We start from the raw sequence: 23294 nt of genomic DNA, 5'->3' as shown, positions 1-23294 counted from the left end.
GAGTCGTCCCGAAAAATGCGATCTCACATGGGCTCCGATGGCCGGGGTACTACTGTTTTCCCCCCTGAACGTCAAGTCACATCTCACAATTAATGGCCTGAGCCCCCTGCCCGGCCGGGAGTCTGGCCGTTTCCGCACGGGAAAACGGAGATGCGAAGACGATTTGGCTTGGCTTGCGCCGCGAAACTTCTAGATAGGTAGAGACAGAGGGTCAACCGCCCTTACCGTCTGGTCGAATCGGCCGAGGCGAAAGAATCGTTCCGCCACAACAGGAAGACCAGGCGCCATGATCACCAGCCCCGACAATGACAACAACCGCGACGAGCCCATGGTGTTCATCGTCATCGCCAAGGCCTATGAGACCGAAGGCGGCCAGCCGATCGATCTGCACGTCATGCTGACCGCCCCCGACGATGACACGGCCGTGCGTCTCACGCTGAACGCGCTCTCGGAAGAAGGCTTCCTGGAAGCCGATCTCGACCAGATCGGCATGATCACGGGTGCGCCGGACGAAGAGCCGCATGCCTCAGCCTATCAGGGCGCGCTCGAAGGCGAAGTCGCGATCATCCGTTTCGCCTGAGATTACGCCCACATAGCCGCAGAGCCAGAGGCCGGTCCATCGACCGGCCTTTTTCGTTGCGTGTTTCAGGACGCATGCTCGTGGCGACGGCAGCCGAAAGCGTGGCTGACGCCCACCCCGCCGCCAAGAGCCGGAATGAAAAGACCGCCCGGAGATGGCTCCGGGCGGTCTTTCTAGGTTCAGAACGGTCCAGCTTCCGATTACTCGGCGGCAGGCGCGCTTTCGCCAGCGAGGTTCTGCAGCATCGGCGTTGCGACATCTGCGCCGGTGCCCTTCTTGCGTTCCTCGAGGATGAGGTCGTCGCGAGACGTGGCGATGCGGCGGATCTGCGTCATGGTACCACCGGTACCGGCCGGGATCAGACGGCCAACGATGACGTTTTCCTTCAGACCCTGCAACGTGTCGGTCTTGCCGGCGATCGCAGCTTCCGTGAGAACCTTGGTGGTTTCCTGGAAGGATGCGGCCGAGATGAACGACGGCGTCTGCAGCGAGGCCTTGGTGATGCCGAGAAGGACCGGATCGCCGTATGCCGGCTTCTTGCCCTCTTCGACCAGGCGGTCGTTGTTGTCGTCCAGCTCGATGCGGTCGACGTTGTCACCCACGATGTAGTGGCTGTCGCCCGCGTCGGTGATCTCGACCTTCTGCAGCATCTGGCGAACGATCACCTCGATGTGCTTGTCGTTGATCACAACGCCCTGCAGACGGTAGACTTCCTGGATTTCGTTGACCAGGTACGAGGCAAGTGCCTCGACGCCCTTGATCGCCAGAATGTCGTGCGGAGCCGGGTTACCGTCGAGGATGTAGTCACCCTTTTCGATGTAGTCGCCTTCCTGAAGGTGGAAGGGCTTGCCCTTCGGGATCAGGTATTCGACAGGCTCGACACCGTCTTCAGCCGGCTCGATGATGACGCGACGCTTGTTCTTGTAGTCGCGGCCGAGGCGGATCGTACCATCGATCTCAGCGATGATGGCATGGTCCTTCGGACGACGGGCTTCGAACAGTTCGGCAACGCGCGGCAGACCACCGGTGATGTCCTTGGTCTTGGCGCTTTCCAACGGCGAACGTGCAAGCACGTCACCCTGAGAAACCTTCTGACCAGGCTCGACCGAAAGGATCGCTTCAACCGACAGCTGGAACCGGGCTTCGCCACCACGGGCAACCTTCAGAACATTGCCGCTGGCATCCTTGATGACGATTGCCGGCTTGAGGTCCGTACCGCGCGGGGTCGAACGCCAGTCGATAACCTGACGCTTGGTTATGCCGGTCGACTCGTCGGTGGCTTCGAGCACCGAGATACCGTCGACGACGTCCTCGAAATGCACGATACCCTCGACTTCCGTCATGATCGGGCGTGTGTACGGATCCCACTCGGCCAGACGCTGGCCGCGCTTCACCTTGTCGCCATCGTCGACGAAGACCTTCGAACCATAGGCCACGCGCTGAGACGAACGCTCAACGCCACGCTCGTCCAGGATCATCACCGCCATGGAGCGACCCATGGCGATCAGGGTGCCATCGGAATTGCGCAGCATGTTGCGGTTCTTGATCTGCACCGTACCTTCGTACGAGGCCTCCAGGAACGACTGGTCGACCACGGTCGCAGTACCGCCCAAGTGGAAGGTACGCATGGTAAGCTGGGTGCCCGGCTCACCGATCGACTGTGCGGCGATAACGCCGACGGCTTCGCCCATGTTGACGGGCGTGCCTCGTGCAAGGTCGCGGCCGTAGCAGATCGAGCAAACGCCGGTCTGAACTTCGCAGGTCAGGGCCGAACGGATGCGGATCGACTGGATACCAGCCTTTTCGATCTCGATGACATCGGGCTCAAGGATCATCTTGCCGGCATCGACGATGCGCTCACCCGTAACAGGATGATCGATATCATCGAGGGCCGTACGACCGAGAACGCGGGCACCGATGGAGGCAACGACCTGACCGGCATCGACGATCGCCGTCATGGTGAGGCCCTTGTCGGTGCCGCAATCCACGAGGTTGACGATGCAATCCTGGGCCACGTCGACGAGACGACGGGTCAGGTAACCGGAGTTCGCGGTCTTCAGAGCGGTGTCTGCGAGGCCCTTACGGGCACCGTGGGTCGAGTTGAAGTACTCGTTAACGGTCAGGCCTTCCTTGAAGTTCGAGATGATCGGTGTCTCGATGATTTCGCCCGACGGCTTGGCCATGAGGCCACGCATGCCGCCCAGCTGACGCATCTGGTTCGGTGAACCACGAGCACCCGAGTGCGACATCATGTAGATGGCGTTCATCGGCTTCTGGCGGTTGGTTTCCGGATCGAACTCGACAGCCTTAATGCGGGCCATCATGTCTTCGGCGACCTTTTCAGTGGCCTTGCCCCAAGCGTCGACGACCTTGTTGTACTTCTCGCCCTGGGTGATCAGGCCGTCGTTGTACTGCTGCTCGTATTCCTTGACCAGCGTTTCGGTGTCGCCAACGATCTTCGCCTTGGTTTCCGGGATGATCATGTCGTCCTTGCCGAACGAAATGCCAGCCTTGCAGGCGTGGGTGAAACCGAGCTGCATGATGCGGTCGCAGAAGATGACCGTGTCCTTCTGGCCGCAATGGCGGTAGACCGTGTCGATCATCTTGGAGATGTTCTTCTTGGTCATTTCCTGGTTGCAGGTCTCGAAGGGCACGTTGACGTTCTTCGGCAGAAGTTCGCCGATGATCATGCGGCCAGGCGTGGTCTCATAGATCTTCGATACCGGGTTGCCCTCGGCGTCGACGGTCTTGAAGCGGCCACGGATCTTGGCGTGCAGCGTGACGACCTTGTTCTCCAGAGCGTGGTGCAGTTCGCCCATGTCGGAGAAGGCCATGCCTTCGCCCGGCTCGTTCTGGTTCTGGATCGACAGATAGTACAGGCCGAGAACCATGTCCTGCGACGGAACGATGATCGGCTGACCGTTGGCCGGGTGCAGGATGTTGTTCGTCGACATCATCAGGACGCGGGCTTCGAGCTGAGCTTCGAGCGACAGCGGCACGTGAACGGCCATCTGGTCACCGTCGAAGTCGGCGTTGAAGGCCGTGCAAACGAGCGGGTGCAGCTGAATGGCCTTGCCTTCGACCAGGATCGGTTCGAAGGCCTGGATGCCCAGGCGGTGCAGCGTCGGTGCGCGGTTCAGCAGGACCGGATGCTCGCGGATGACCTCGTCGAGGATATCCCAGACTTCCGGCTTTTCCTTTTCAACCAGCTTCTTGGCCTGCTTGACGGTCGAGGAGTAACCCTTGGCGTCGAGGCGGGCGTAGATGAACGGCTTGAACAGTTCGAGCGCCATCTTCTTCGGCAGGCCGCACTGGTGCAGCTTCAGTTCCGGACCTGTTACGATGACCGAACGACCGGAATAGTCGACGCGCTTGCCGAGCAGGTTCTGACGGAAGCGGCCCTGCTTGCCCTTGAGCATGTCGGACAGCGACTTCAGCGGACGCTTGTTGGCGCCGGTGATGACGCGGCCACGGCGACCGTTGTCGAAGAGCGCGTCTACAGATTCCTGCAGCATGCGCTTTTCGTTGCGGATGATGATGCCCGGAGCGCGCAGTTCGATCAGGCGCTTCAGACGGTTGTTACGGTTGATGACGCGACGATAGAGATCGTTCAGGTCAGACGTCGCGAAGCGGCCGCCATCGAGCGGGACCAGCGGGCGCAGGTCCGGCGGGATGACCGGAACGACCTTCATGATCATCCATTCCGGACGGTTGCCCGACTCCATGAAGTTCTCGACGATCTTCAGGCGCTTCATCAGCTTCTTCTGCTTGAGATCCGAGGTGGTCTCGGCAAGCTCAGCGCGCAAATCGCCAGCGATCTTCTCGAGGTTCATCGAGGCCAGCATCTCGTAGATGGCTTCAGCGCCGATCATGGCGGTGAACTGGTCTTCGCCGAACTCGTCGACGGCCATCATGTACTCTTCTTCAGAGAGCAGCTGATTTTCCTTGAGCGAGGTCAGGCCCGGCTCGGTCACGATGTAGTTCTCGAAGTAGAGAACGCGCTCGACATCCTTCAGCGTCATGTCCAACAGCGTGGAGATGCGCGACGGCAGCGACTTCAGGAACCAGATATGGGCGACCGGGGCTGCGAGCTCGATGTGGCCCATGCGCTCGCGGCGAACGCGCGACAGCGTAACTTCGACGCCGCACTTTTCGCAGATGATGCCCTTGTACTTCATGCGCTTGTACTTGCCGCACAGGCATTCGTAGTCCTTGATCGGTCCAAAGATACGTGCGCAGAAGAGGCCGTCACGCTCGGGCTTGAACGTGCGGTAGTTGATGGTTTCCGGCTTCTTGATCTCGCCGTAGGACCACGACAGGATCTTTTCCGGGCTCGCGATCGAGATCCGGATGGAATCGAAGTGCTGAGCCGGCACTGTCGGGTTGAAAAGGTTCATGACCTCTTGGTTCATGCCTGTCTCCTTGATGGGGCTAAAAAGCCCTCGATTGGGTCGCGGTGGCGGCGAATTCCCGGGATGCCGCACCAGACCCTGAAATGACAATAACCGCGAAATGCGGCGAAACTCCCCTTCCCGTCCCGATATTGGCCTTCGGGGCGATCAGGGAATGGCGTGCGCGGCCGAAGCCTCGCACGCCTTTGTCAAACCGTTATTCGGCGGCGTCCGGCAGCTGACCGTCTTCCGTCAGGAGCTTCGAGTTCTCGAGTTCGACGGAAAGGCCGAGAGAGCGCATTTCCTTGACGAGAACGTTGAAGCTTTCCGGAATACCAGCCTCGAAGGTGTCGTCGCCACGGACGATCGCCTCATAGACCTTGGTACGGCCGGCCACGTCGTCCGACTTCACCGTCAGCATTTCCTGCAGGGTGTATGCCGCACCGTAGGCTTCGAGCGCCCAGACTTCCATTTCCCCGAAGCGCTGACCGCCGAACTGCGCCTTACCACCGAGCGGCTGCTGGGTGACGAGCGAGTACGGGCCGATCGAGCGAGCGTGGATCTTGTCGTCAACCAGGTGGTTCAGCTTGATCATGTACATGTAGCCGACGGTGACCTGACGGTCGAAGGCTTCACCGGTACGACCATCGTACAAGGTCGACTGACCCGACGGGTTGAGACCTGCACGCGTCAGCATCTCGGAGACGTCGCTTTCATGCGCACCGTCGAAGACCGGCGTGGCGATGGATACGCCGCGCTTGGCTTCTTCAGCGAGCTTGACGAGTGCGTCGTCGTCGAAGTGCTTCACTTCGTCATGCGCTTCCGACTCGTAGATCTCCGTCAGTTCCTTGCGCAGATCGGTGATGTCGAGGTGCTTGCGATAGTCCTCAAGCATCTGACCGATCTTCTTGCCCATGCCGGCGCAAGCCCAGGCAAGGTGGGTTTCAAGGATCTGACCGACGTTCATACGCGAGGGAACGCCGAGCGGGTTCAAGACGATGTCGACATGCGTGCCATCTTCGAGGAACGGCATGTCCTCGACCGGTACGATGCGCGAGACAACACCCTTGTTGCCGTGACGGCCGGCCATCTTGTCGCCTGGCTGGATCTTGCGCTTCACAGCGACAAAGACCTTGACCATCTTCATGACGCCCGGGGGCATTTCGTCGCCGCGCTGGACCTTTTCGACCTTGTCCATGAAGCGCTGTTCAAGGCGCGACTTGGATTCGTCGTACTGGCCGCGGAGCGCTTCGAGTTCGCCCTGCACCTTTTCGTCTTCGACTGCAAACATCCACCACTGCGAGCGGGGATATTCGGAGACGACGGCGTTCGTGAGTTCGACGCCCTTCTTGAAGCCCTTCGGACCCGCGATCGAGACCTGACCACGGAGCATGTCGATCAGACGGCCGTAAACGTTACGGTCGAGGATCGCCTGCTCGTCATCGCGGTCCTTGGCGAGGCGTTCGATTTCCTCGCGCTCGATGGCCATCGCGCGCTCGTCCTTCTCAACGCCGTGGCGATTGAAGACGCGAACTTCGACAACGGTACCAAACGTGCCGGGCGGCATGCGCATGGAGGTGTCGCGAACGTCGGAGGCCTTTTCACCGAAGATGGCGCGCAGAAGCTTTTCTTCCGGCGTCATCGGGCTTTCGCCCTTCGGCGTGATCTTGCCGACCAGGATGTCGCCAGGAGCAACTTCCGCACCGATGTAGACGATACCGGCTTCGTCGAGGTTCTTCAGCGCTTCTTCCGAAACGTTCGGAATGTCGCGCGTGATTTCCTCCGGACCGAGCTTGGTGTCGCGGGCCATGACTTCGAATTCCTCGATGTGGATCGAGGTGAAGACGTCTTCCGAGACAATGCGCTCCGACATGAGGATCGAGTCCTCATAGTTGTAGCCGTTCCAGGGCATGAACGCGACGAGCGCGTTGCGGCCGAGTGCCAGATCGCCGAGGTCGGTCGACGGACCGTCCGCGATGATATCGCCCTTGTTCAGGATGTCACCGACGGTGACCAGCGGACGCTGGTTGACGCAGGTGTTCTGGTTCGAACGCTGGAACTTCTGCAGACGGTAGATATCGACGCCGGACTTGGACGGATCGAGATCTTCCGTGGCGCGGATAACGATACGCGTTGCATCGACCTGGTCGACCACGCCGCCGCGACGGGCACCGATGGCAGCACCGGAGTCACGGGCAACGATCGGCTCCATGCCGGTTCCGACGAACGGGGCTTCGGCACGCAGAAGCGGCACGGCCTGACGCTGCATGTTCGAGCCCATGAGAGCGCGGTTGGCGTCGTCGTTTTCGAGGAACGGAATGAGAGCGGCCGCTACTGACACCAGCTGCTTCGGCGAGACGTCCATCAGGTTGATGGTGTCGCGCGGGGACAGCATAACTTCGCCAGCGTGACGGCAAACGACGAACTCTTCGACGAACTGGCCATCGGCCGTCAGCTCGGAGTTGGCCTGGGCCACGTAGTACTTGGCTTCTTCCATTGCGGAGAGATAGACGACGTCCATCGTCACCTTGCCGTCGATGATCTTGCGGTACGGGCTTTCGATGAAGCCGTACTTGTTGACCCGTGCGAAGGTGGCGAGCGAGTTGATCAGACCGATGTTCGGGCCTTCCGGCGTCTCGATCGGGCAAATACGGCCGTAGTGGGTCGGGTGAACGTCGCGGACTTCGAAGCCAGCACGCTCGCGGGTCAGACCGCCCGGTCCAAGAGCCGAAAGACGACGCTTGTGGGTGATTTCCGAAAGCGGGTTTACCTGGTCCATGAACTGCGACAGCTGCGAAGAGCCGAAGAATTCGCGGACGGCTGCAGCAGCCGGCTTGGCGTTGATCAGGTCCTGCGGCATGACGGTGTCGATTTCGATCGACGACATGCGTTCCTTGATCGCGCGCTCCATGCGGAGCAGGCCAAGACGGTACTGGTTTTCCATCAGTTCGCCAACGGAGCGAACGCGACGGTTGCCGAGGTTGTCGATATCGTCGATCTCGCCCTTGCCGTCGCGCAGTTCGACCAGCATCCGGACTACCGCCAGGATGTCGTCCTTGCGCAGAACGCGGACGGTATCCGGGCAATCGAGGTCGAGACGCATGTTCATCTTGACGCGACCAACGGCCGACAGGTCATAACGCTCGGCGTCGAAGAACAGCGACTGGAACATGGCCTCGGCCGAGTCCATGGTCGGCGGCTCACCCGGACGCATGACGCGGTAGATGTCGAACAGAGCGTCCTGACGGTTCTCGTTCTTGTCGGCTGCAAGCGTGTTGCGGATGTAGGCGCCGACATTGATGTGGTCGATGCCGAGAACCGGGATCTCTTCGAAGCCAGAATCGAGGATCTGCGGGAGCGTCTTCTCGTCGATCTCCGCGCCGGCTTCCATGTAGATTTCACCGGTCGACATGTTGACCAGATCTTCAGCAAGGTAGTTGCCGAACAGGTCTTCGTCCGATGCCTTCAGGAACTTCAGGCCCTTGTCGGTCAACTGACGCAGAAGACGCGGGGTGAGCTTCTTGCCGCCTTCGACGACGACTTCGCCGCTGTCGGCGTCGACGAGGTCGGAAAGCGCCTTCGCACCCTTGAGGGTCTCAGGGTTGAACGGGAAACGCCAGCCCTTGCCATCACGCTCGTAGACCGACTTCGAGTAGAAGGTCGACAGGATTTCTTCGCCGTCCATGCCAAGCGCCATCAGCAGCGAGGTCACAGGGATCTTGCGGCGACGGTCGATACGGGCGTGGACGATGTCCTTGGCATCGAATTCGATGTCGAGCCAGGAACCACGATAGGGGATGACGCGGGCAGCAAACAGAAGCTTGCCCGAGGAGTGGGACTTGCCCTTGTCATGGTCGAAGAAGACGCCCGGCGAACGGTGCATCTGGGAGACGATGACGCGCTCGGTACCGTTGACGATGAAGGTACCGTTGTTGGTCATCAGGGGCATGTCGCCCATGTAGACGGACTGTTCCTTGATGTCCTTGATCGAGCGTGCGCCCGTATCCTCATCAATATCGAACACAATCAGGCGAAGCGTGACCTTCAGCGGTGCAGCATAGGTCAGGTCGCGCTGACGGCATTCGTCGACGTCGAACTTCGGCGGCTCGAATTCGTAGGAGACGAACTCCAGCATCGATGCACCGGAGAAATCGGTGATCGGGAATACGGACTTGAAAACGGCATTCAGCCCCTCGTCGGGACGGCCACCCTTGGGCTCGTCAACCATGAGGAACTGGTCATAAGATGCCTTCTGAACCTCAATGAGGTTCGGCATTTCTGCGACTTCTGGAATTTTTCCGAAAAACTTGCGTACGCGCCTGCGACCGTTAAAGGTAAGGGTCTGAGCCATCGTCGCTCCTTGTCAGTTTGCACCCGGGCCTGCAACAGACGGTGACCGCTGGCCAGGCGGCTCCGTCAAAAAATGGATCGCTCAATCTCGTCTCGAGATCCGGACGGCCGGCCGGTTTGCCGGGCGCGCGGGTCAAGACCATCCTCTTGAGAACCCATTACCCAGGAACCGTTTTCATACGGTTCCTGGGTAATATGTTCGGAGGAAACGGGCGGGAGAAGAAACTTCCCCCGCCGCATTCCGATATTACTTGACGTCGACCTTAGCGCCGGCTTCTTCAAGCTTCTTCTTGAGGTCAGCAGCTTCAGCCTTCGAAACGGCTTCCTTGACAGCCTTCGGAGCGCCTTCGACGAGATCCTTGGCTTCCTTGAGGCCCAGGCCGGTGATGGCGCGGACTTCCTTGATGACGTTGATCTTGTTGGCGCCGGCATCCGTCAGGATGACGTCGAATTCGGTCTTTTCTTCTTCAACGACAGCAGCAGCAGCGCCGCCAGCAGCAGCAACGGCTACCGGTGCAGCAGCAGATACGCCCCACTTTTCTTCGAGCAGCTTGGAAAGCTCAGCAGCTTCCAGAACGGTCAGAGAGGAGAGGTCTTCAACGATCTTTGCGAGATCAGCCATGATACTAGTTCCTTAATAGATGTTCGGTTCGAAGCGAACGGGTTAGGGTATGAACAGCGAAAAACCGCCTTACGCGGCTTCGTCCTTCTTTGCATAGGCCGCAAACACGCGAGCAAGCTGAGCTGCCGGTGCTGCCACAACACCTGCGATGCGGGTAGCCGGGGTCTGAATCATGCCGACCAGCTTTGCACGCAGTTCGTCCAGCGAAGGCAGGGTCGCAAGCGACTTGACTGCATCTGCGGACAAGGTGGTTGTTCCCATGGCGCCGCCCAGTACAACGATCTTGTCGTTGGTCTTGGCGAAATCCATGACGACCTTCGGAGCCACAATCGGATCAGCGCTGAATGCAATCAGCGTCTGGCCCTTGAAGAGATCGGTGATCCCTTCGGCTTCCGTGCCCTGAAGAGCGATCTTGGCCAGGCGGTTCTTCGCGACTTTGACGGTGCCGCCAGCAGCGCGCATCTTCGAACGGAAGTCGTTCATCTGCGCAACCGTGACACCAGCATAGTGGGCCACAACAACCGAACCGGAAGCCTTGAAGACTTCGTTCAGTTCTGTGACGAATTCGCGTTTTTCCGCTCTTTCCACTGTCTGTCTCCAGTTGATGGGACCGCAATCCTGCAGGCCCCACCGGGTTTGCCTTTGCCTCAAGGGATCCATGTATCAGATCCCAAGCGACGCTTGAGGATCCTGTCCCCTCCGGTTGGAAAATGTTTCCAGCCAAAAGGCGAATAAGGCTCGAACCGAACTTCAAGACGTCATCAGACGTTTAAATACCGGATCTCACCCGTCTCATGCAGGCATGTATTAAGGCCCTAAGGCCGCCCACAATCTCGGACAGGAGTGCCTGGTTTTGACACCAGGCATTTCCGGCCCCGAAAGGCCGGAAACTTGGTCAGGCCGGCGCTTTCGCCCCGGCCGAATTGATAATCAGGCCGTAACCGTGGACGGGTCGATCTTGACGCCCGGGCCCATGGTCGAGGAGATGGCTACGCGCTTGACATAGTTGCCCTTGGCGCCAGCCGGCTTTGCCTTGATGACGGCGTCAGCGAAAGCCTTGATGTTTTCTTCAAGCGCCTTGGCGTCGAAGGAAGCCTTGCCGATGCCGGCATGGATGATACCAGCCTTCTCGACGCGGAACTCGACGGCACCGCCCTTGGAAGCCTTGACGGCGCCCGTGACGTCCATGGTCACCGTACCGACCTTCGGGTTCGGCATCATGCCACGCGGGCCGAGAACCTTACCGAGGCGACCGACGAGCGGCATCATGTCCGGGGTCGCGATGCAGCGATCGAAGTCGATCTTGCCGCCCTGAACGATTTCGAGCAGGTCTTCGGCGCCGACGATGTCTGCACCAGCAGCCTTGGCTTCGTCAGCCTTGGCGCCACGTGCGAAAACTGCAACGCGAACGTCACGGCCCGTACCGTTCGGCAGGTTGACCACGCCGCGGACCATCTGGTCTGCGTGGCGCGGGTCGACGCCGAGGTTCATGGCGATTTCGATCGTTTCGTCGAACTTGGCGACGGCACGTTCCTTGACCATCGAGATGGCGTCGGTGAGGGCGACGAGCTTCGTCGGGTCAACACCTTCACGGATCTTCTGAATACGCTTTGCTACCTTGGCCATGATCAACCTACCACTTCCAGGCCCATGGAGCGGGCAGAGCCCTCAACCATCAGCATTGCGCCTTCGATGTCGGCGGCGTTCAGATCCTTCATCTTGCCTTCGGCAATTGCGCGGACCTGCGCCTTGGTGATCGTACCGACCTTCGCACCCTTGCCCGGAGTCTTCGAGCCAGAGGTGATCTTTGCTTCCTTCTTCAGCCAGTAGGTAACCGGCGGCTGCTTCATTGCGAAGGTGAAGGACTTGTCCTGGTAATAGGTGATGACGACCGGGATCGGCATACCCTTTTCCATTTCCTGCGTGGCGGCATTGAACGCCTTGCAGAATTCCATGATGTTAATGCCACGCTGACCAAGTGCCGGGCCGATCGGCGGGGACGGGTTAGCCGATCCTGCCTTGACCTGGAGCTTGAGCTGGCCTGCAACTTTCTTAGCCATTACTCTCTGCCTTTCATTTCAGACCGGTTTCCCGATCCATTATGCCAACTTTAAGTTGGCGGCTGCGGTTGCGTGGTGCGTCTGGACGGTCCGGCTTAAGAGACCGCCATCCTCCCACGCGGGTCGGGGAGTTACCTCCCCTTCTCCGATCAGACCTTTTCGACCTGACCGTATTCGAGTTCGACGGGGGTCGCGCGACCGAAGATCGAGACCTCGACCTTGAGGCGCGAGCGCTCTTCGTCCACGTCCTGGACGATCCCGTTGAAAGAAGCGAAAGGACCGTCGGAGACGCGAACCTGTTCGCCGATTTCGAAGGACACGGAGGACTTCGGACGCTCGACGCCTTCCTGGACCTGGCCCAGGATGCGCTCAGCCTCGAAATCCGGGATCGGAACCGGCTTATTGTCGGAACCGAGGAAGCCCGTGACCTTCGGGGTATTCTTGATCAGGTGATAGGCTTCGTCGGTCAGGTTCGCCCGCACCATGACGTAGCCCGGGAAGAACTTGCGTTCGCTATCCACCTTGCGGCCGCGACGAACCTCGACGACCTTTTCGGTCGGAACAAGGATCTTTTCGAAGAGATGATCAAGGCCCTTCTGCTTGGCCTTGTTCTCGATGTCTTCCGCGACCTTCTTCTCAAAATTAGAATACGCGTGGACGATGTACCAACGTGCCGCCATGTTCGTCTCCGCCCGATTAATTGCCGACGCTCAGCACAAGGCCGAGCAACCAGCTTATCAGCTGGTCCGCGCCGAAGAAAAACAGCGCAGCGAAAAACACCATCGCCAGGACCATGAGCGTCGAAATCGTGGTCTCGCGACGCGAGGGCCACGTCACCTTGGACGTCTCGGAGCGAACCTGCTGCAGAAACGCGAATGGATTACCCTTGGATGCCATTTATTGCCCACGCATTTACGGCGCGTAAAGCCGACCTTCGTCAGCCCCACGCACCGCGTGTCTGTTTGAACCCTACATAGAGACCGATTCCCCTTTTCACAAGAGGAAATCGTCTCCAGCACTCTTTCGGCTTTGCCAGATCCTTATGCTCGTCGCAGCATGATGCGCGCCGTGCGACTTGGCAGGGGCAGCCGGGCTTGAACCGACGACCTGCGGTTTTGGAGACCGCCGCTCTACCAACTGAGCTATACCCCTAAGCCTTACATCGGACCGGAACGTTCCCGTCCGATGCATGGAGCACCCTTTAAGGCGGGCGCGCCGGATTGGCAAGTGTCTTTTTTCTGCTTTTCACAGAGCGGTCAATGGCATCGCTCACCACTTCCGCTCAAACCGCGCATCGAGCCGCGCGGCAGGTTCGTGCGCAATATCGGAAATGACCGCGCGCAGCTTGATGCCGGGCCGCAGGCGCTTCTCGACAACCAGTTCGGCATGAAATGGCGCGGCACTGTCCATCACCACACCGCCGGTCACGATGGTATCTATCCCGCCGAGGAAAAGCCGGAGATTCTGGCGCGCGACAAACACCGCGTCGCCATCATGGCGGCGTCCCGCCTCCAGTGCGCGGTCGAGCGAGAGCGTCGCCGGGCCCTCGTCCACGAGGGCGCGGTGTTGGCGGAGTGCTGCGCGGGCTGCACCGGTCACGAGATCGACCGTGAGACCGACAGAGGCGGGGTTTGCCGCAGTCTTGCGAAGATCAACCTCACCCCAGAGGCGCATGGGCGGATGAGTCGTGCCCGAATCGGTGCGGGTGGCACGACGCAGGTTCGATTCGGTGCCGAGCCGAGGGCGCCCGGGCATATCGAGGGCGACACCGGTGCGGATACCAAGATCGTCGGCAGAGCCGGTGGCATTCCACACAAAGGCGCCTTCCTCGGCCGCAGCCGCCCAAGGCCAGAGGGGCAGCGCAATCAGCAACCAGGTAGCAAGAGGTGAGCGGGCCATCGGCAGTTCGTCCGATATGTGGGGCACAGCCAACGGCAGGCCTGGGCGAATCAGGATGGTTTCAGAAGTAACCGAGCGGGAATCAGACGAGAAGTAGCAAGCGCGCATGGAAGCCATGCAGAGAGGAGGTCACGAGTTTCCAGACGTTACGGGTCCAGGAGTGGCGCCGGGCGCCCGCTTGCCATGTTCTCGGCTTTGGCTGATACTTGGCCTTGAGCCCTCGCGGAGGACAGCCATGATCCGTATCAGCAATGCCGCCCTGCCCGGTTCCGAGTTCGACGATGCCGACCTGTCGGAAGCCCGCTTCAGCGACGTATCGCTCAAGGAAGCGGTGTTCAGCAACGTGGACCTCGGCCGGAGCCTGATCACCGATGCCAATGCCGAGCAGATGGTGATCCGCAATGTGGCGATGAATGCCGCGGTCATGGAAAATGTTGCGATGCATGCAGCAAGCCTCACCCATGTCGACCTGAACGGCAGCACCATCCGATTCGCCAGCCTCGCCGGCACGTCGATTGCCGAATGCGATCTGACGGGACTAACAATCAACGGCTACCTGGTGACGGATCTCCTGCGGCTTGCCGAAGAGCAGCTGCTGCAGCGGGCTTGAGGCCGACACATCACTCCAGGCCAGCTATGTCATAGCCACGTGTGCGATAGCGATCTCGCATTTTCGCGAACATCGGATAGATGGCTGCGCCCCTCCGGAACCATGCGAGATAGGAGGTCGCGTCGGCAAGCCACCAGCCGGGAAACAGCATCTTCCGCGCCTCTTGCTCGTCCCAGAACGTCTGATCGGACATACCGGCATAGGCCCGTGCCGCGAGCCAAGCTATCTCATTCGGATTGTGTGCCGCCGTGTAATTTTCTCTATACCGTGAAAAGTCTGGCGTGCCCTCGGGGTGTACGGCAATGTCGAGCCCCTCGCCGAATTGGTCGGCCGTGCCATCGAGGAGGCAACCATCGGGCATTGAGTTCCACGAGTGCAGGAACACAGGGCGGCCGTCCGGCAATGCATAGACGCCATCGACCCGTCGCCAACCATAGCGATGCTCGATGAAACAGGCGACTTCAAAACAAGCCCCCCAGCACCCCGCCAGTCGCTTCTGGTGGCGATAGGCGCAGACCTCTTCGCGCTGCAAGTCCGTCATGATCATAATGTTGCCCAAACGAAAAAGGCCTCGCTGTTTCCAGCGAGGCCCTTTGATCTGGTCGATCAGATCACCGATTACTCGATGATCGAAGCGACGATGCCGGCGCCGACGGTACGGCCGCCTTCGCGGATAGCGAAGCGCAGCTTTTCTTCCATCGCGATCGGAACGATCAGCTCGACTTCAACCGTGACGTTGTCGCCCGGCATAACCATTTCCGTGCCTTCCGGAAGCGACACGATGCCGGTCACGTCCGTCGTACGGAAGTAGAACTGCGGACGATAGTTGGTGAAGAACGGCGTATGACGGCCGCCTTCTTCCTTCGTCAGGATGTAGGCTTCTGCCATGAACTTCTTGTGCGGCTTGACAGAGCCGGGCTTGCACAGGATCTGGCCACGCTCAACCGCATCGCGGGTCACGCCACGCAGAAGTGCGCCGATGTTGTCGCCAGCCTGGCCCTGATCGAGCAGCTTGCGGAACATTTCAACGCCCGTGCAGGTCGTCTTCGTCGTCGGACGGATGCCGACGATTTCGATTTCTTCGCCGACCTTGACGATACCGCGCTCAACGCGACCCGTCACAACCGTACCACGGCCAGAGATCGAGAACACGTCTTCGATCGGCATCAGGAACGGCTGGTCGATCGGACGCTCAGGCGTCGGGATGTAGGCGTCAACCTGAGCCATCAGCTCGCGGATCGCGTCTTCACCGATCGTCTTGTTCGAGTCTTCCAGAGCGGCCAGAGCCGAACCCTTGACGACCGGGATGTCGTCGCCCGGGAAGTCGTAGGACGACAGAAGTTCGCGAACTTCAAGTTCAACGAGCTCGAGCAGTTCGGCGTCGTCGACCTGGTCAACCTTGTTGAGGAAGACGACGATCGCGGGAACGCCAACCTGACGGGCGAGCAGGATGTGCTCGCGGGTCTGCGGCATCGGGCCGTCAGCGGCCGAGCAAACCAGGATCGCGCCGTCCATCTGCGCTGCACCGGTGATCATGTTCTTGACGTAGTCGGCGTGGCCGGGGCAGTCGACGTGCGCGTAGTGACGGGCAGGCGTCTCATACTCGACGTGCGCCGTCGAGATGGTGATGCCGCGTGCCTTTTCTTCCGGAGCGGCGTCGATCTGGTCATAGGCCTTGAACTCACCGAAATACTTGGTGATCGCTGCCGTCAGAGACGTCTTGCCGTGGTCGACGTGGCCGATCGTGCCGATGTTGACGTGCGGCTTGTTGCGCTCAAACTTACTCTTTGCCATTTGAATGCTTCCTGTGAACGAAACGGGGTTGCCCCGGCGAACCGGTTTGGTCCCGCCGTTTAAGGCTTTCATGCGCAATGCGCAAGCGTTAAATAACAAGCCTTCCGGAGGCCGAAACGCACGGTTTCCACAGCCGAATCCTGCAGCTGCGCAAAGCACTTCACGCAAGGCGAAGCAGCGCTGGAAAACCGTTTGAAATTCGGACGTTAGGATCGGAAGGTGTCTGGAGCGGGTAACGGGAATCGAACCCGTGTATTCAGCTTGGAAGGCTGCTGCTCTACCATTGAGCTATACCCGCATTTTCAGATCCGAGGACGAATGGTGGAGAGAGTTGGATTTGAACCAACGTAGGCTGAGCCAACGGATTTACAGTCCGTCCCCTTTAACCACTCGGGCATCTCTCCATTCTTTCGTCCGGATCTGGCGACCAAGCTTTCTAGTCCAGACCAGAGTGCGTCGCCCCCTGATCTGCGGCGGGTATATGACGGCCCAACCGGCTCATGTCAACACGAAGTTTGACGAAAAATTCCGAAAAGTTTCATAGGCCAGACACATGCCCGGACGCACAGGGGATTTTCTGCCTGGGTCTATGCCCGTCCCCTGCCCGCCGCTATAAGGGCGCATGGCCAAAGATCCGAAAACCGAAAAAACCGCCCGTGACACCCATTATGCAACGCTGCGCCGACAGGTGCGCGATGCCAAGCGCGAGCGGGGCGAAATCCCGACGCCGGGGCCGCAGAAGCCACGCAAGAGCAATGCAGACTGGACGCCGCCGAAGCTCGCGCCAGAGCAGGTCCTGCTCTACGGACTGCATACTGTGCGCGCCGCCCTCGACAATCCCGAGCGCAAGCTGATCAAGCTTTCGGCGACACAGAATGCGCTCGTAAGGCTCGAGATCTCGTCTGTGGAAAACCTCGGCATCCCCTTCGAGACGGTGACGCCGCAGGACCTCGACAAGATCCTTGGTCCCGAAGCGATCCACCAGGGCGTGATGCTGGAAACCCGTCCACTTCCCCCGAGACGACTGGAAGCGCTGAAGGACAGTCCGCTGATCCTCGTGCTCGACCAGGTGACCGACCCGCATAATGTCGGCGCGATCATGCGCTCCGCGGTCGCCTTCGATGCGGGTGCCGTCATCACCACCCAGCGGCACAGCCCGACGGAATCAGGCGTGCTGGCGAAGTCGGCTTCCGGCGCGCTGGAACTCATCCCCTATATCCAGGTCACCAACCTTTCGGATGCACTGGGCGAGTTGCACAAGCTCGGCTTCTTCTCGGTTGGACTCGATTCGGAAGGACCGGCCCCGATGGAAGGCACGCTCACCGGCGACCGCATTGCGCTGGTGCTCGGGTCCGAAGGCAAGGGCTTGCGACAGAAGACGCGTGAAACCGTATCGGCACTCGCACGCCTCGACATGCCCGGCGCCATCAAGTCGCTCAACGTCTCCAATGCGGCGGCGATTGCACTCTACGCCTCACGCCAGCATCTGGCGGCCAAGGGCTGATGAAGCTCGTCTTCACCGATCTCGACGGAACGCTGCTCGATCACGACAGCTATTCCTTCGAGGCGGCGCGGCCGGCGCTCGATCTACTGGCGTTACGCGGCATTCCCGTCATTCTCGCCAGCAGCAAGACAGAAGCAGAGATGCGACCGATCGCGGAAGCGATCGGCATTACCCATCCGATGATCGTCGAAAACGGCGCGGGCGTCGTTGGACTTGATACGGAAACAGCCTTCTCCAAGGGGCATTTGCAGAGTCCTTACAGCGCCATACGTTCTTTTCTTAGGGAATTACCTAAGGAGCTCGGCGCCTGCTTCGAAGGCTTTGGTGACTGGGACACGGCGCGGGTCGCCTCTGAGACCGGGCTGCCATTCACCGCAGCCGAACTTGCTCGCCAACGGCACTTTTCCGAGCCGGGGCGCTTTACCGGCACCGAGGTGCAGAGGCAGGCATTTATCGCGCTGCTTGACGCGCAAGGTTTCAGCGCCGTGCAGGGCGGACGCTTCTTCACCTTGATGCCCAAGACCTCCAAGGCCGAGCGCATGGCCGAGGTCGTCGCACATTACCAGCGCCTCAACGGCGGCGAGATAATCCGCACAGTCGCGCTCGGCGATGCGCCGAACGATCTTGCGATGCTGGAAGCCGCCGATTGCGGCATCATCATCGCCAATCCCGCACACAAGGCCCTGCCCGTCACAGAGCGGGAAGAGCGGGGCTTTATCCTGCGCTCGGAACAAATCGGCCCGGAGGGCTGGAACATCATGATCCACCAACTCGTTGCCACGGGGTTTCTCTGAGTCGGCAGCAACCGGCTTCATCACGAAAGGAATTAGACATGGCGGATTTTCACCAGAACGGCGTGGTTGCCACCCTGCACAATCTCAGGGAGCGATCGCTGGAACGGATGGAGAAAGAGCTCACCGTCTTTTCCGCCTCGCGACCGATCACGCTGATCCTGCCATCGCTCTATTCCGAACTTGAGGCCCCTGCCCTCGAACACATCGTATCCGAGCTGTCGCAGGCACCCTACATATCCGAGATCGTCATTGGCCTCGACCAGGCCGACCAACAGCAGTTCCGCCATGCGAAGCAATACTTCTCGCGGCTGCCGCAGAAGCATACGATTCTCTGGCATGACGGGCCCCGGCTGCGTGCCGTCGACGAGAAACTGAAGGCCGAGGCCCTTTCGCCCGACCAGCCCGGCAAGGGACGCAATGTCTGGTTCTGCATGGGGTATGTGTTGGCCGCCCGGCAGGCCGGCGTGGTTGCCCTGCATGACTGCGATATCACCACCTATTCGCGCGACATGCTGGCACGGCTCGTCTATCCCGTCGCCAATCCGCGTTTTCCTTACGTTTTCTCCAAGGGCTATTATCCGCGCATCGCCGACCGATCGCTCAATGGTCGCGTGACAAGGCTGCTGGTCACGCCGCTGCTGCTCAGCCTGGAGAAGGTCATCGGACACCACCCCTATATCGACTTCCTCAAGGCATTCCGCTATCCGCTCGCCGGCGAGTTTGCCATGCAGACCCAAATCCTCTCCGATATCCGGATTCCTTCCGACTGGGGGCTGGAGATCGGCGTCCTCTCGGAAATGTGGCGCAACTACTCGACCCAGTCGATCTGCCAGGTCGACATTGCCGATTCATATGACCACAAACACCAGCCGCTCTCGCCCGAGGATGCGGCCAAGGGCCTGTCGCGCATGTCTGTAGACATCACCAAGGCGCTCTACCGCAAGCTCGCGACCGACGGGGTCGTGTTCGGCAATGACGCCTTCCGGACGCTCAAGGCCACCTATTACAGGACGGCACTCGATCTGGTGGAAACCTATTACCACGATGCCCGGATGAACGGACTCACCACCGACCGGCATCGCGAGGAACAGGCTGTCGAGCTGTTTGCGGCGAACCTGATCGAGGCGGGCCAGGTCTATCTCGACAATCCGAATACCACGCCCTTCATGCCGAGCTGGAACCGCGTGCAGGCCGCCCTGCCCGACCTGTTGCGCGACATACAGGATGCCGCGCGACTCGATGCCGAAGACTGAACGGGAATCTTCTGCCGGCCTTCACCTTCACATGGAAGGACGGCAGACGAGGTCGCCATCCACGGCAACGAAGGACGTACCGGATGCCGAAAGCTTGCGCTCGACCGGATAGTCGATGACGCTTGGCCAGGCTTCGATCGCCTTGGCAGCGTCCGGATCGGCATCGATTGCCGGCTGATAGGCGGGGCGGCAATCGGGCATAGGACGATCGGCAGCGAGACCAAGCTCCTGGCGGATGGTCGCAGCACAGGTCTCCGGAGCCGCCAGCAAGGAACAGGAAGCGGCATAGGTGCGGCGATAGCGCAGGGTAAGCTCCTCTCCGACCAGGGAGAGAGCGGCAAAATCGCCGGCAATCAGATCCTCAATCAGTCGTGCACCAGTGCGGGCGTCATAGACGACGAATGGCAGGCCGCCATTCCAGCCATCGGCACCGCGGAAGAAGGCATAGGGACCGACCGCACCCCAGAGATAGCCGGCCGTGTCGTCCTCTATCTTGCGGTCGAGCGTCGGATTAAGCTGGCAGGGGCCCTCGGACGACGCGATGTAGATCCCTGCTGCGCCCTTTTCGCCGAGATCGAGTTCTTTCAAGGCGAAGTTCGGATAGCGCAGGCAGGTGAGCTGGCCCTTCATGTCAGAGCCTGTGTCCTTTTCGGCGAGTTCGACCTCGGCGCGCGTGGCGCGATCGAACTGACCCGCCGCCTCGCCGGCATTGCGGCAGGTGACCGGCGCCATGCGGCCGATGGCAAACTGTATTTCCTCGCCCTTGCCGCGCATCTCGTAGCGGCCATTCGAATACCAGAAGCCGCTCGCCGCCTCCTGCTGCGGCAGCCCGATCTTCGTGCCGTCGGGGATCGTCACCTCGGCTTGCGCGTCGCTGAACGCAACGGTGAGCGAGGTGCCGTCTTCACATGCATATTTGATGTCGGCAGCCCGGCTCTCGGCCGGCAGCAGAAACAAGGCAGTCGCGGCCAAAGCCAGACCGGCATGAAATGTCTTGCGCATCGGATCTCCATCGGCTGTCGGCCGAGACCATGCCAAACAAGTGCCTGTTAGGACAATGGGAAAAACGAAAATGTGTGGCGAGAAGTGGTGCCCCCGGCAGGGTTCGAACCCGCGACCCCCTGATTACAAATCAGGTGCTCTACCAACTGAGCTACAAGGGCAGTGCGGGGTGTTTAGGCGGAAATCGGTTTGCGGTAAAGCAAAAAATCGGGCCAGGGTTAGCGGAAATGGTGAATAAGTGACCGCAGGCCAAATGCTTCGCCCGCCGGCGCGCCGAACCGATTCCGGGGCAAAACGGCTTGTGGTTACAGGTAGATGTCATGTACCACTTGGCGACATTTCATCAGGGCTCGCCATGTCTCGCACGTTCCGGTCGCTCGCCTTCATCGCCTCCAATACGGACGAAGCCCAGGCTTCGCGCAATGAGCTGATTCGTCGCTACGGCCATACCGAGCCGGCCGAGGCCGACGTCATTGTGGCCCTCGGCGGCGATGGCTTCATGCTGCAGACGCTGCATGACACGATGAACACCGGCAAGCTGATCTACGGCATGAATCGCGGCTCCGTCGGCTTCCTGATGAACGACTATTCGACCGACAATCTTCCCGAGCGGATCTCGGCGTCGGTCGAGAACGAATTTCATCCGCTGAAGATGACCACGAGTAATTCGGACGGGTCGATCTCCTTCGCATTGGCGATCAACGAGGTCTCGGTGCTCCGGCAGTCCTACCAGGCAGCCAAGCTCCGGGTGATTGTCGACGGACAGGTACGGCTCGAGGAACTGATCTGTGACGGTCTGATGGTGGCGACGCCGGTGGGTTCGACCGCCTACAATCTTTCCGCCCATGGGCCGATCCTGCCGCTCGAGGCACCGCTTCTGGCGCTGACACCCGTCAGTGCGTTCCGGCCACGACGCTGGCGTGGAGCGCTGCTGCCCGACAAGGTGACCGTGGTGCTCGAGGTGCTGGAGCCGGAGAAGCGGCCGGTCAATGCGGTGGCCGACCATACCGAGGTCAAATCGGTTCTTCGGGTAGAGATAGCGCAATCGGAAGACACGACGGCGCGTATCCTGTCGGATCCCGATCGCTCCTGGTCGGACCGGATCATAGCCGAACAGTTTTCCGATTGAGGTTCCCCATGAAGGTTCTCGCCCTCTCTGCCCTGCTGGTCCCTTTGTTCCTGTCCGCTCCGGTCATCGCAGACGAGATCAGTGCGCTGCCGGTGACGGCAACCTTTGTGATCAGCGGCGGCTATTGGGAATCAGGGGCGGAAGGTGCGGCTGATGTCGAGACGCCGGTTGAAGCCGGCGAACGCGGCTATTACAAGCTGGTCGCGATCCGCCAGCAGGACCGAACCGCCCGTATCCATCTGCAGATGATCGCCTCTGGCGAAGGCGGGCTCAGGCTTGTGGAGAGCGTCGAGCTCGAAGAATTCACGGCCATCAAGCCCTATGTCACCGGCATTCGTCCCGAAAGCATGACCGGAGTTGCGGCAACGCCCGGATTCTTTGCCACCGTCTATCTCAAGACTTCGCCGGAAACCGATCGTGTCGAGGAATGGACGGTGCTGATCGACGAACTCGGCGACATCAAGGTGGAACGCGCGAGCAACTGATGCTGCGTTAACCAAGCATTAAGCATCAGATTTACAAGCACAACACGAATTGCCTATGGGTTTCCTTCTCTGCCAGCGTCAGGAACCCTTCATGCTCAACATTTCCCCGACTTCTTCGGGCAATCGGTTCCGTCGCAGACGCATCGAACAACTGGGACGAATGATCGACGATGTCGTTCGGATGAAGGGCACCTGCCGCATCATCGATCTTGGAGGGACTGCCGAGTTCTGGCAGACATGGCAATACCAGCTCGATCTGGCGCGCACTTCGGTCGAATGCATCAACGTTGCGGACCAGTCCGAGAACCAGGGCGGCCATCTGCCAGGCGTGAAAACCACGGTCGGCGATGCCTGCTCGCTTCCGATGTTCGAAGACAATGCCTTCGATATCGTCTTCTCCAACTCGGTGATCGAGCATGTGGGATCCTGGGCCAGGAAGCGGGCCTTCGCCGCTGAAGTCAGACGGCTTGCGCCATCCTACGCGATCCAGACACCGAGCTTTTCTTTCCCGATCGAGCCGCATGCGAGGCTGCCCTTCATCCACTGGCTACCCAACCCGATGCGGTATCGGACACATCTGATGATGCGCACGGGATTTTATCCGAAGGCCGCCAACCTCGACGAGGCCATGGGCGCGTTGGAGGATGCGAGCCTGCTGGATCGGCGTCAGATGCAGCATCTGTTCCCGGACGCCTCGATCTGCACGGAGACCTTCCTCGGATTTGCGAAGTCCTTCACAGCGATACGCCACACCGTGGCGGGTGCTCAGGCCGGGGATACGCCTGGGGTGGCGAGCAAGGTATCGGCATGAAAAAAGGCGG

General features: G+C 60.1%; 20 protein-coding genes and 4 tRNA genes. 8 read left to right on the top strand and 16 right to left on the bottom strand.

Translation table 11 applies throughout. The features are described 5' to 3' along the window. Nucleotides 1-286: 286 nt before the first annotated feature. On the top strand, nucleotides 287-580 hold the full coding sequence (locus tag GH983_RS07075; protein WP_054149591.1) for a hypothetical protein: 294 nt from the start codon (nucleotides 287-289) through the stop codon (nucleotides 578-580). A 200-nt stretch (nucleotides 581-780) separates the two neighbouring features. On the opposite strand, the gene rpoC is transcribed toward GH983_RS07075, so the two are convergent. From rpoC to GH983_RS07025, 10 genes are all read right to left on the bottom strand, one after another. Then, on the bottom strand, nucleotides 781-4992 hold the full coding sequence (gene rpoC, locus GH983_RS07070) for a DNA-directed RNA polymerase subunit beta' (protein WP_153762022.1): 4212 nt from the start codon (nucleotides 4990-4992) through the stop codon (nucleotides 781-783). A gap of 196 nt (nucleotides 4993-5188) precedes the next feature. Next, nucleotides 5189-9322: a DNA-directed RNA polymerase subunit beta gene (gene rpoB, locus GH983_RS07065; protein ID WP_054149593.1), complete on the bottom strand. Its 4134-nt coding sequence runs from the start codon at nucleotides 9320-9322 to the stop codon at nucleotides 5189-5191. Between the two features lie 246 nt (nucleotides 9323-9568). After that, nucleotides 9569-9943: a 50S ribosomal protein L7/L12 gene (gene rplL, locus GH983_RS07060; protein ID WP_054149594.1), complete on the bottom strand. Its 375-nt coding sequence runs from the start codon at nucleotides 9941-9943 to the stop codon at nucleotides 9569-9571. A gap of 69 nt (nucleotides 9944-10012) precedes the next feature. Beyond that, nucleotides 10013-10531 (bottom strand): 50S ribosomal protein L10, encoded by a 519-nt coding sequence (rplJ, locus tag GH983_RS07055; RefSeq protein WP_054149595.1) that lies wholly within the window; start codon nucleotides 10529-10531, stop codon nucleotides 10013-10015. A gap of 342 nt (nucleotides 10532-10873) precedes the next feature. Further along, a complete protein-coding gene (gene rplA, locus GH983_RS07050; RefSeq protein WP_054149596.1) occupies nucleotides 10874-11569 on the bottom strand; it encodes a 50S ribosomal protein L1 in 696 nt (231 codons plus the stop codon). A 2-nt stretch (nucleotides 11570-11571) separates the two neighbouring features. Then, nucleotides 11572-12003, bottom strand: a complete 432-nt coding sequence (gene rplK / locus GH983_RS07045) for a 50S ribosomal protein L11 (protein ID WP_006728786.1) — start codon at nucleotides 12001-12003, stop codon at nucleotides 11572-11574. A gap of 149 nt (nucleotides 12004-12152) precedes the next feature. Further along, nucleotides 12153-12683, bottom strand: a complete 531-nt coding sequence (nusG, locus tag GH983_RS07040) for a transcription termination/antitermination protein NusG (protein WP_054149597.1) — start codon at nucleotides 12681-12683, stop codon at nucleotides 12153-12155. Nucleotides 12684-12699: 16 nt separating this feature from the next. Next, nucleotides 12700-12900, bottom strand: coding sequence for a preprotein translocase subunit SecE (secE, locus tag GH983_RS07035; protein WP_054149598.1), 201 nt, complete (start codon nucleotides 12898-12900; stop codon nucleotides 12700-12702). A 179-nt stretch (nucleotides 12901-13079) separates the two neighbouring features. Continuing rightward, nucleotides 13080-13155, bottom strand: a tRNA-Trp gene (locus GH983_RS07030). 117 nt (nucleotides 13156-13272) lie between these two features. Beyond that, nucleotides 13273-13902 carry a hypothetical protein gene (locus GH983_RS07025; RefSeq protein WP_153762021.1) on the bottom strand — a complete coding sequence of 210 codons (630 nt, stop codon included), beginning with the start codon at nucleotides 13900-13902 and terminating at the stop codon, nucleotides 13273-13275. Between the two features lie 235 nt (nucleotides 13903-14137). On the opposite strand from GH983_RS07025, the gene GH983_RS07020 reads away from it, so the two are divergent. Continuing rightward, complete coding sequence (locus GH983_RS07020) at nucleotides 14138-14512, top strand: pentapeptide repeat-containing protein (protein ID WP_153762020.1); 375 nt, start codon at nucleotides 14138-14140, stop codon at nucleotides 14510-14512. A gap of 10 nt (nucleotides 14513-14522) precedes the next feature. Here the strand turns inward: GH983_RS07020 and GH983_RS07015 are convergent, their stop codons facing one another. From GH983_RS07015 to GH983_RS07000, 4 genes are all read right to left on the bottom strand, one after another. Then, nucleotides 14523-15059 carry a hypothetical protein gene (locus GH983_RS07015; protein WP_153762019.1) on the bottom strand — a complete coding sequence of 179 codons (537 nt, stop codon included), beginning with the start codon at nucleotides 15057-15059 and terminating at the stop codon, nucleotides 14523-14525. 71 nt (nucleotides 15060-15130) lie between these two features. After that, on the bottom strand, nucleotides 15131-16306 hold the full coding sequence (gene tuf / locus GH983_RS07010) for an elongation factor Tu (RefSeq protein WP_069041580.1): 1176 nt from the start codon (nucleotides 16304-16306) through the stop codon (nucleotides 15131-15133). A 224-nt stretch (nucleotides 16307-16530) separates the two neighbouring features. Next, nucleotides 16531-16604 (bottom strand) — tRNA-Gly (locus tag GH983_RS07005). 21 nt (nucleotides 16605-16625) lie between these two features. Then, nucleotides 16626-16710 (bottom strand) — tRNA-Tyr (locus GH983_RS07000). A 218-nt stretch (nucleotides 16711-16928) separates the two neighbouring features. Between GH983_RS07000 and rlmB the strand changes: the two genes are divergently transcribed. The 3 genes from rlmB to GH983_RS06985 are packed head-to-tail and all read left to right on the top strand — an operon-like array spanning nucleotide 16929 to nucleotide 19857. After that, nucleotides 16929-17810 carry a 23S rRNA (guanosine(2251)-2'-O)-methyltransferase RlmB gene (rlmB, locus tag GH983_RS06995; RefSeq protein WP_069041584.1) on the top strand — a complete coding sequence of 294 codons (882 nt, stop codon included), beginning with the start codon at nucleotides 16929-16931 and terminating at the stop codon, nucleotides 17808-17810. Next, nucleotides 17810-18604 carry a mannosyl-3-phosphoglycerate phosphatase gene (locus tag GH983_RS06990; protein WP_153762018.1) on the top strand — a complete coding sequence of 265 codons (795 nt, stop codon included), beginning with the start codon at nucleotides 17810-17812 and terminating at the stop codon, nucleotides 18602-18604. Before rlmB ends, GH983_RS06990 begins: the two co-directional genes overlap by 1 nt. Before the next feature lie 38 nt (nucleotides 18605-18642). After that, nucleotides 18643-19857 (top strand): glycosyl transferase, encoded by a 1215-nt coding sequence (locus GH983_RS06985; protein ID WP_069041586.1) that lies wholly within the window; start codon nucleotides 18643-18645, stop codon nucleotides 19855-19857. Between the two features lie 27 nt (nucleotides 19858-19884). On the opposite strand, the gene GH983_RS06980 is transcribed toward GH983_RS06985, so the two are convergent. Both GH983_RS06980 and GH983_RS06975 read right to left on the bottom strand, forming a co-directional pair. Further along, nucleotides 19885-20859: an MliC family protein gene (locus GH983_RS06980; RefSeq protein WP_153762017.1), complete on the bottom strand. Its 975-nt coding sequence runs from the start codon at nucleotides 20857-20859 to the stop codon at nucleotides 19885-19887. An 85-nt stretch (nucleotides 20860-20944) separates the two neighbouring features. Next, nucleotides 20945-21020, bottom strand: a tRNA-Thr gene (locus GH983_RS06975). Nucleotides 21021-21214: 194 nt separating this feature from the next. Between GH983_RS06975 and GH983_RS06970 the strand changes: the two genes are divergently transcribed. From GH983_RS06970 to GH983_RS06960, 3 genes are all read left to right on the top strand, one after another. Next, nucleotides 21215-21988 (top strand): NAD kinase, encoded by a 774-nt coding sequence (locus tag GH983_RS06970; RefSeq protein WP_153762016.1) that lies wholly within the window; start codon nucleotides 21215-21217, stop codon nucleotides 21986-21988. Nucleotides 21989-21996: 8 nt separating this feature from the next. Beyond that, entirely contained in the window at nucleotides 21997-22473 is a 477-nt protein-coding gene (locus GH983_RS06965; RefSeq protein ID WP_153762015.1) for a hypothetical protein, read from the top strand. Nucleotides 22474-22564: 91 nt separating this feature from the next. Next, the gene (locus tag GH983_RS06960) at nucleotides 22565-23284 is read left to right on the top strand and encodes a class I SAM-dependent methyltransferase (RefSeq protein ID WP_246727517.1); all 720 of its coding nucleotides are present in this window, start codon (nucleotides 22565-22567) and stop codon (nucleotides 23282-23284) included. Nucleotides 23285-23294: the final 10 nt, after the last annotated feature.

The sequence above is a fragment of the Agrobacterium sp. MA01 genome (genome assembly GCF_009650195.1).
In the GTDB taxonomy this organism is placed as follows: Bacteria; Pseudomonadota; Alphaproteobacteria; order Rhizobiales; family Rhizobiaceae; genus Allorhizobium.
This window is presented reverse-complemented; position numbering and strand designations above follow the sequence as displayed.

What these genes read in the sequence shown, in the direction of transcription:
- GH983_RS07075 (WP_054149591.1), top strand. Translation starts at nt 287, where the DNA reads ATGATCACCAGCCCCGACAATGACAACAACCGCGACGAGCCCATGGTG.
- rpoC (WP_153762022.1), bottom strand. Translation starts at nt 4,992, where the DNA reads ATGAACCAAGAGGTCATGAACCTTTTCAACCCGACAGTGCCGGCTCAG.
- rpoB (WP_054149593.1), bottom strand. Translation starts at nt 9,322, where the DNA reads ATGGCTCAGACCCTTACCTTTAACGGTCGCAGGCGCGTACGCAAGTTT.
- rplL (WP_054149594.1), bottom strand. Translation starts at nt 9,943, where the DNA reads ATGGCTGATCTCGCAAAGATCGTTGAAGACCTCTCCTCTCTGACCGTT.
- rplA (WP_054149596.1), bottom strand. Translation starts at nt 11,569, where the DNA reads ATGGCCAAGGTAGCAAAGCGTATTCAGAAGATCCGTGAAGGTGTTGAC.
- rplK (WP_006728786.1), bottom strand. Translation starts at nt 12,003, where the DNA reads ATGGCTAAGAAAGTTGCAGGCCAGCTCAAGCTCCAGGTCAAGGCAGGA.
- nusG (WP_054149597.1), bottom strand. Translation starts at nt 12,683, where the DNA reads ATGGCGGCACGTTGGTACATCGTCCACGCGTATTCTAATTTTGAGAAG.
- secE (WP_054149598.1), bottom strand. Translation starts at nt 12,900, where the DNA reads ATGGCATCCAAGGGTAATCCATTCGCGTTTCTGCAGCAGGTTCGCTCC.
- GH983_RS07025 (WP_153762021.1), bottom strand. Translation starts at nt 13,902, where the DNA reads ATGGCCCGCTCACCTCTTGCTACCTGGTTGCTGATTGCGCTGCCCCTC.
- GH983_RS07020 (WP_153762020.1), top strand. Translation starts at nt 14,138, where the DNA reads ATGATCCGTATCAGCAATGCCGCCCTGCCCGGTTCCGAGTTCGACGAT.
- GH983_RS07015 (WP_153762019.1), bottom strand. Translation starts at nt 15,059, where the DNA reads ATGATCATGACGGACTTGCAGCGCGAAGAGGTCTGCGCCTATCGCCAC.
- tuf (WP_069041580.1), bottom strand. Translation starts at nt 16,306, where the DNA reads ATGGCAAAGAGTAAGTTTGAGCGCAACAAGCCGCACGTCAACATCGGC.
- rlmB (WP_069041584.1), top strand. Translation starts at nt 16,929, where the DNA reads ATGGCCAAAGATCCGAAAACCGAAAAAACCGCCCGTGACACCCATTAT.
- GH983_RS06990 (WP_153762018.1), top strand. Translation starts at nt 17,810, where the DNA reads ATGAAGCTCGTCTTCACCGATCTCGACGGAACGCTGCTCGATCACGAC.
- GH983_RS06985 (WP_069041586.1), top strand. Translation starts at nt 18,643, where the DNA reads ATGGCGGATTTTCACCAGAACGGCGTGGTTGCCACCCTGCACAATCTC.
- GH983_RS06980 (WP_153762017.1), bottom strand. Translation starts at nt 20,859, where the DNA reads ATGCGCAAGACATTTCATGCCGGTCTGGCTTTGGCCGCGACTGCCTTG.
- GH983_RS06970 (WP_153762016.1), top strand. Translation starts at nt 21,215, where the DNA reads ATGTCTCGCACGTTCCGGTCGCTCGCCTTCATCGCCTCCAATACGGAC.
- GH983_RS06965 (WP_153762015.1), top strand. Translation starts at nt 21,997, where the DNA reads ATGAAGGTTCTCGCCCTCTCTGCCCTGCTGGTCCCTTTGTTCCTGTCC.
- GH983_RS06960 (WP_246727517.1), top strand. Translation starts at nt 22,565, where the DNA reads ATGCTCAACATTTCCCCGACTTCTTCGGGCAATCGGTTCCGTCGCAGA.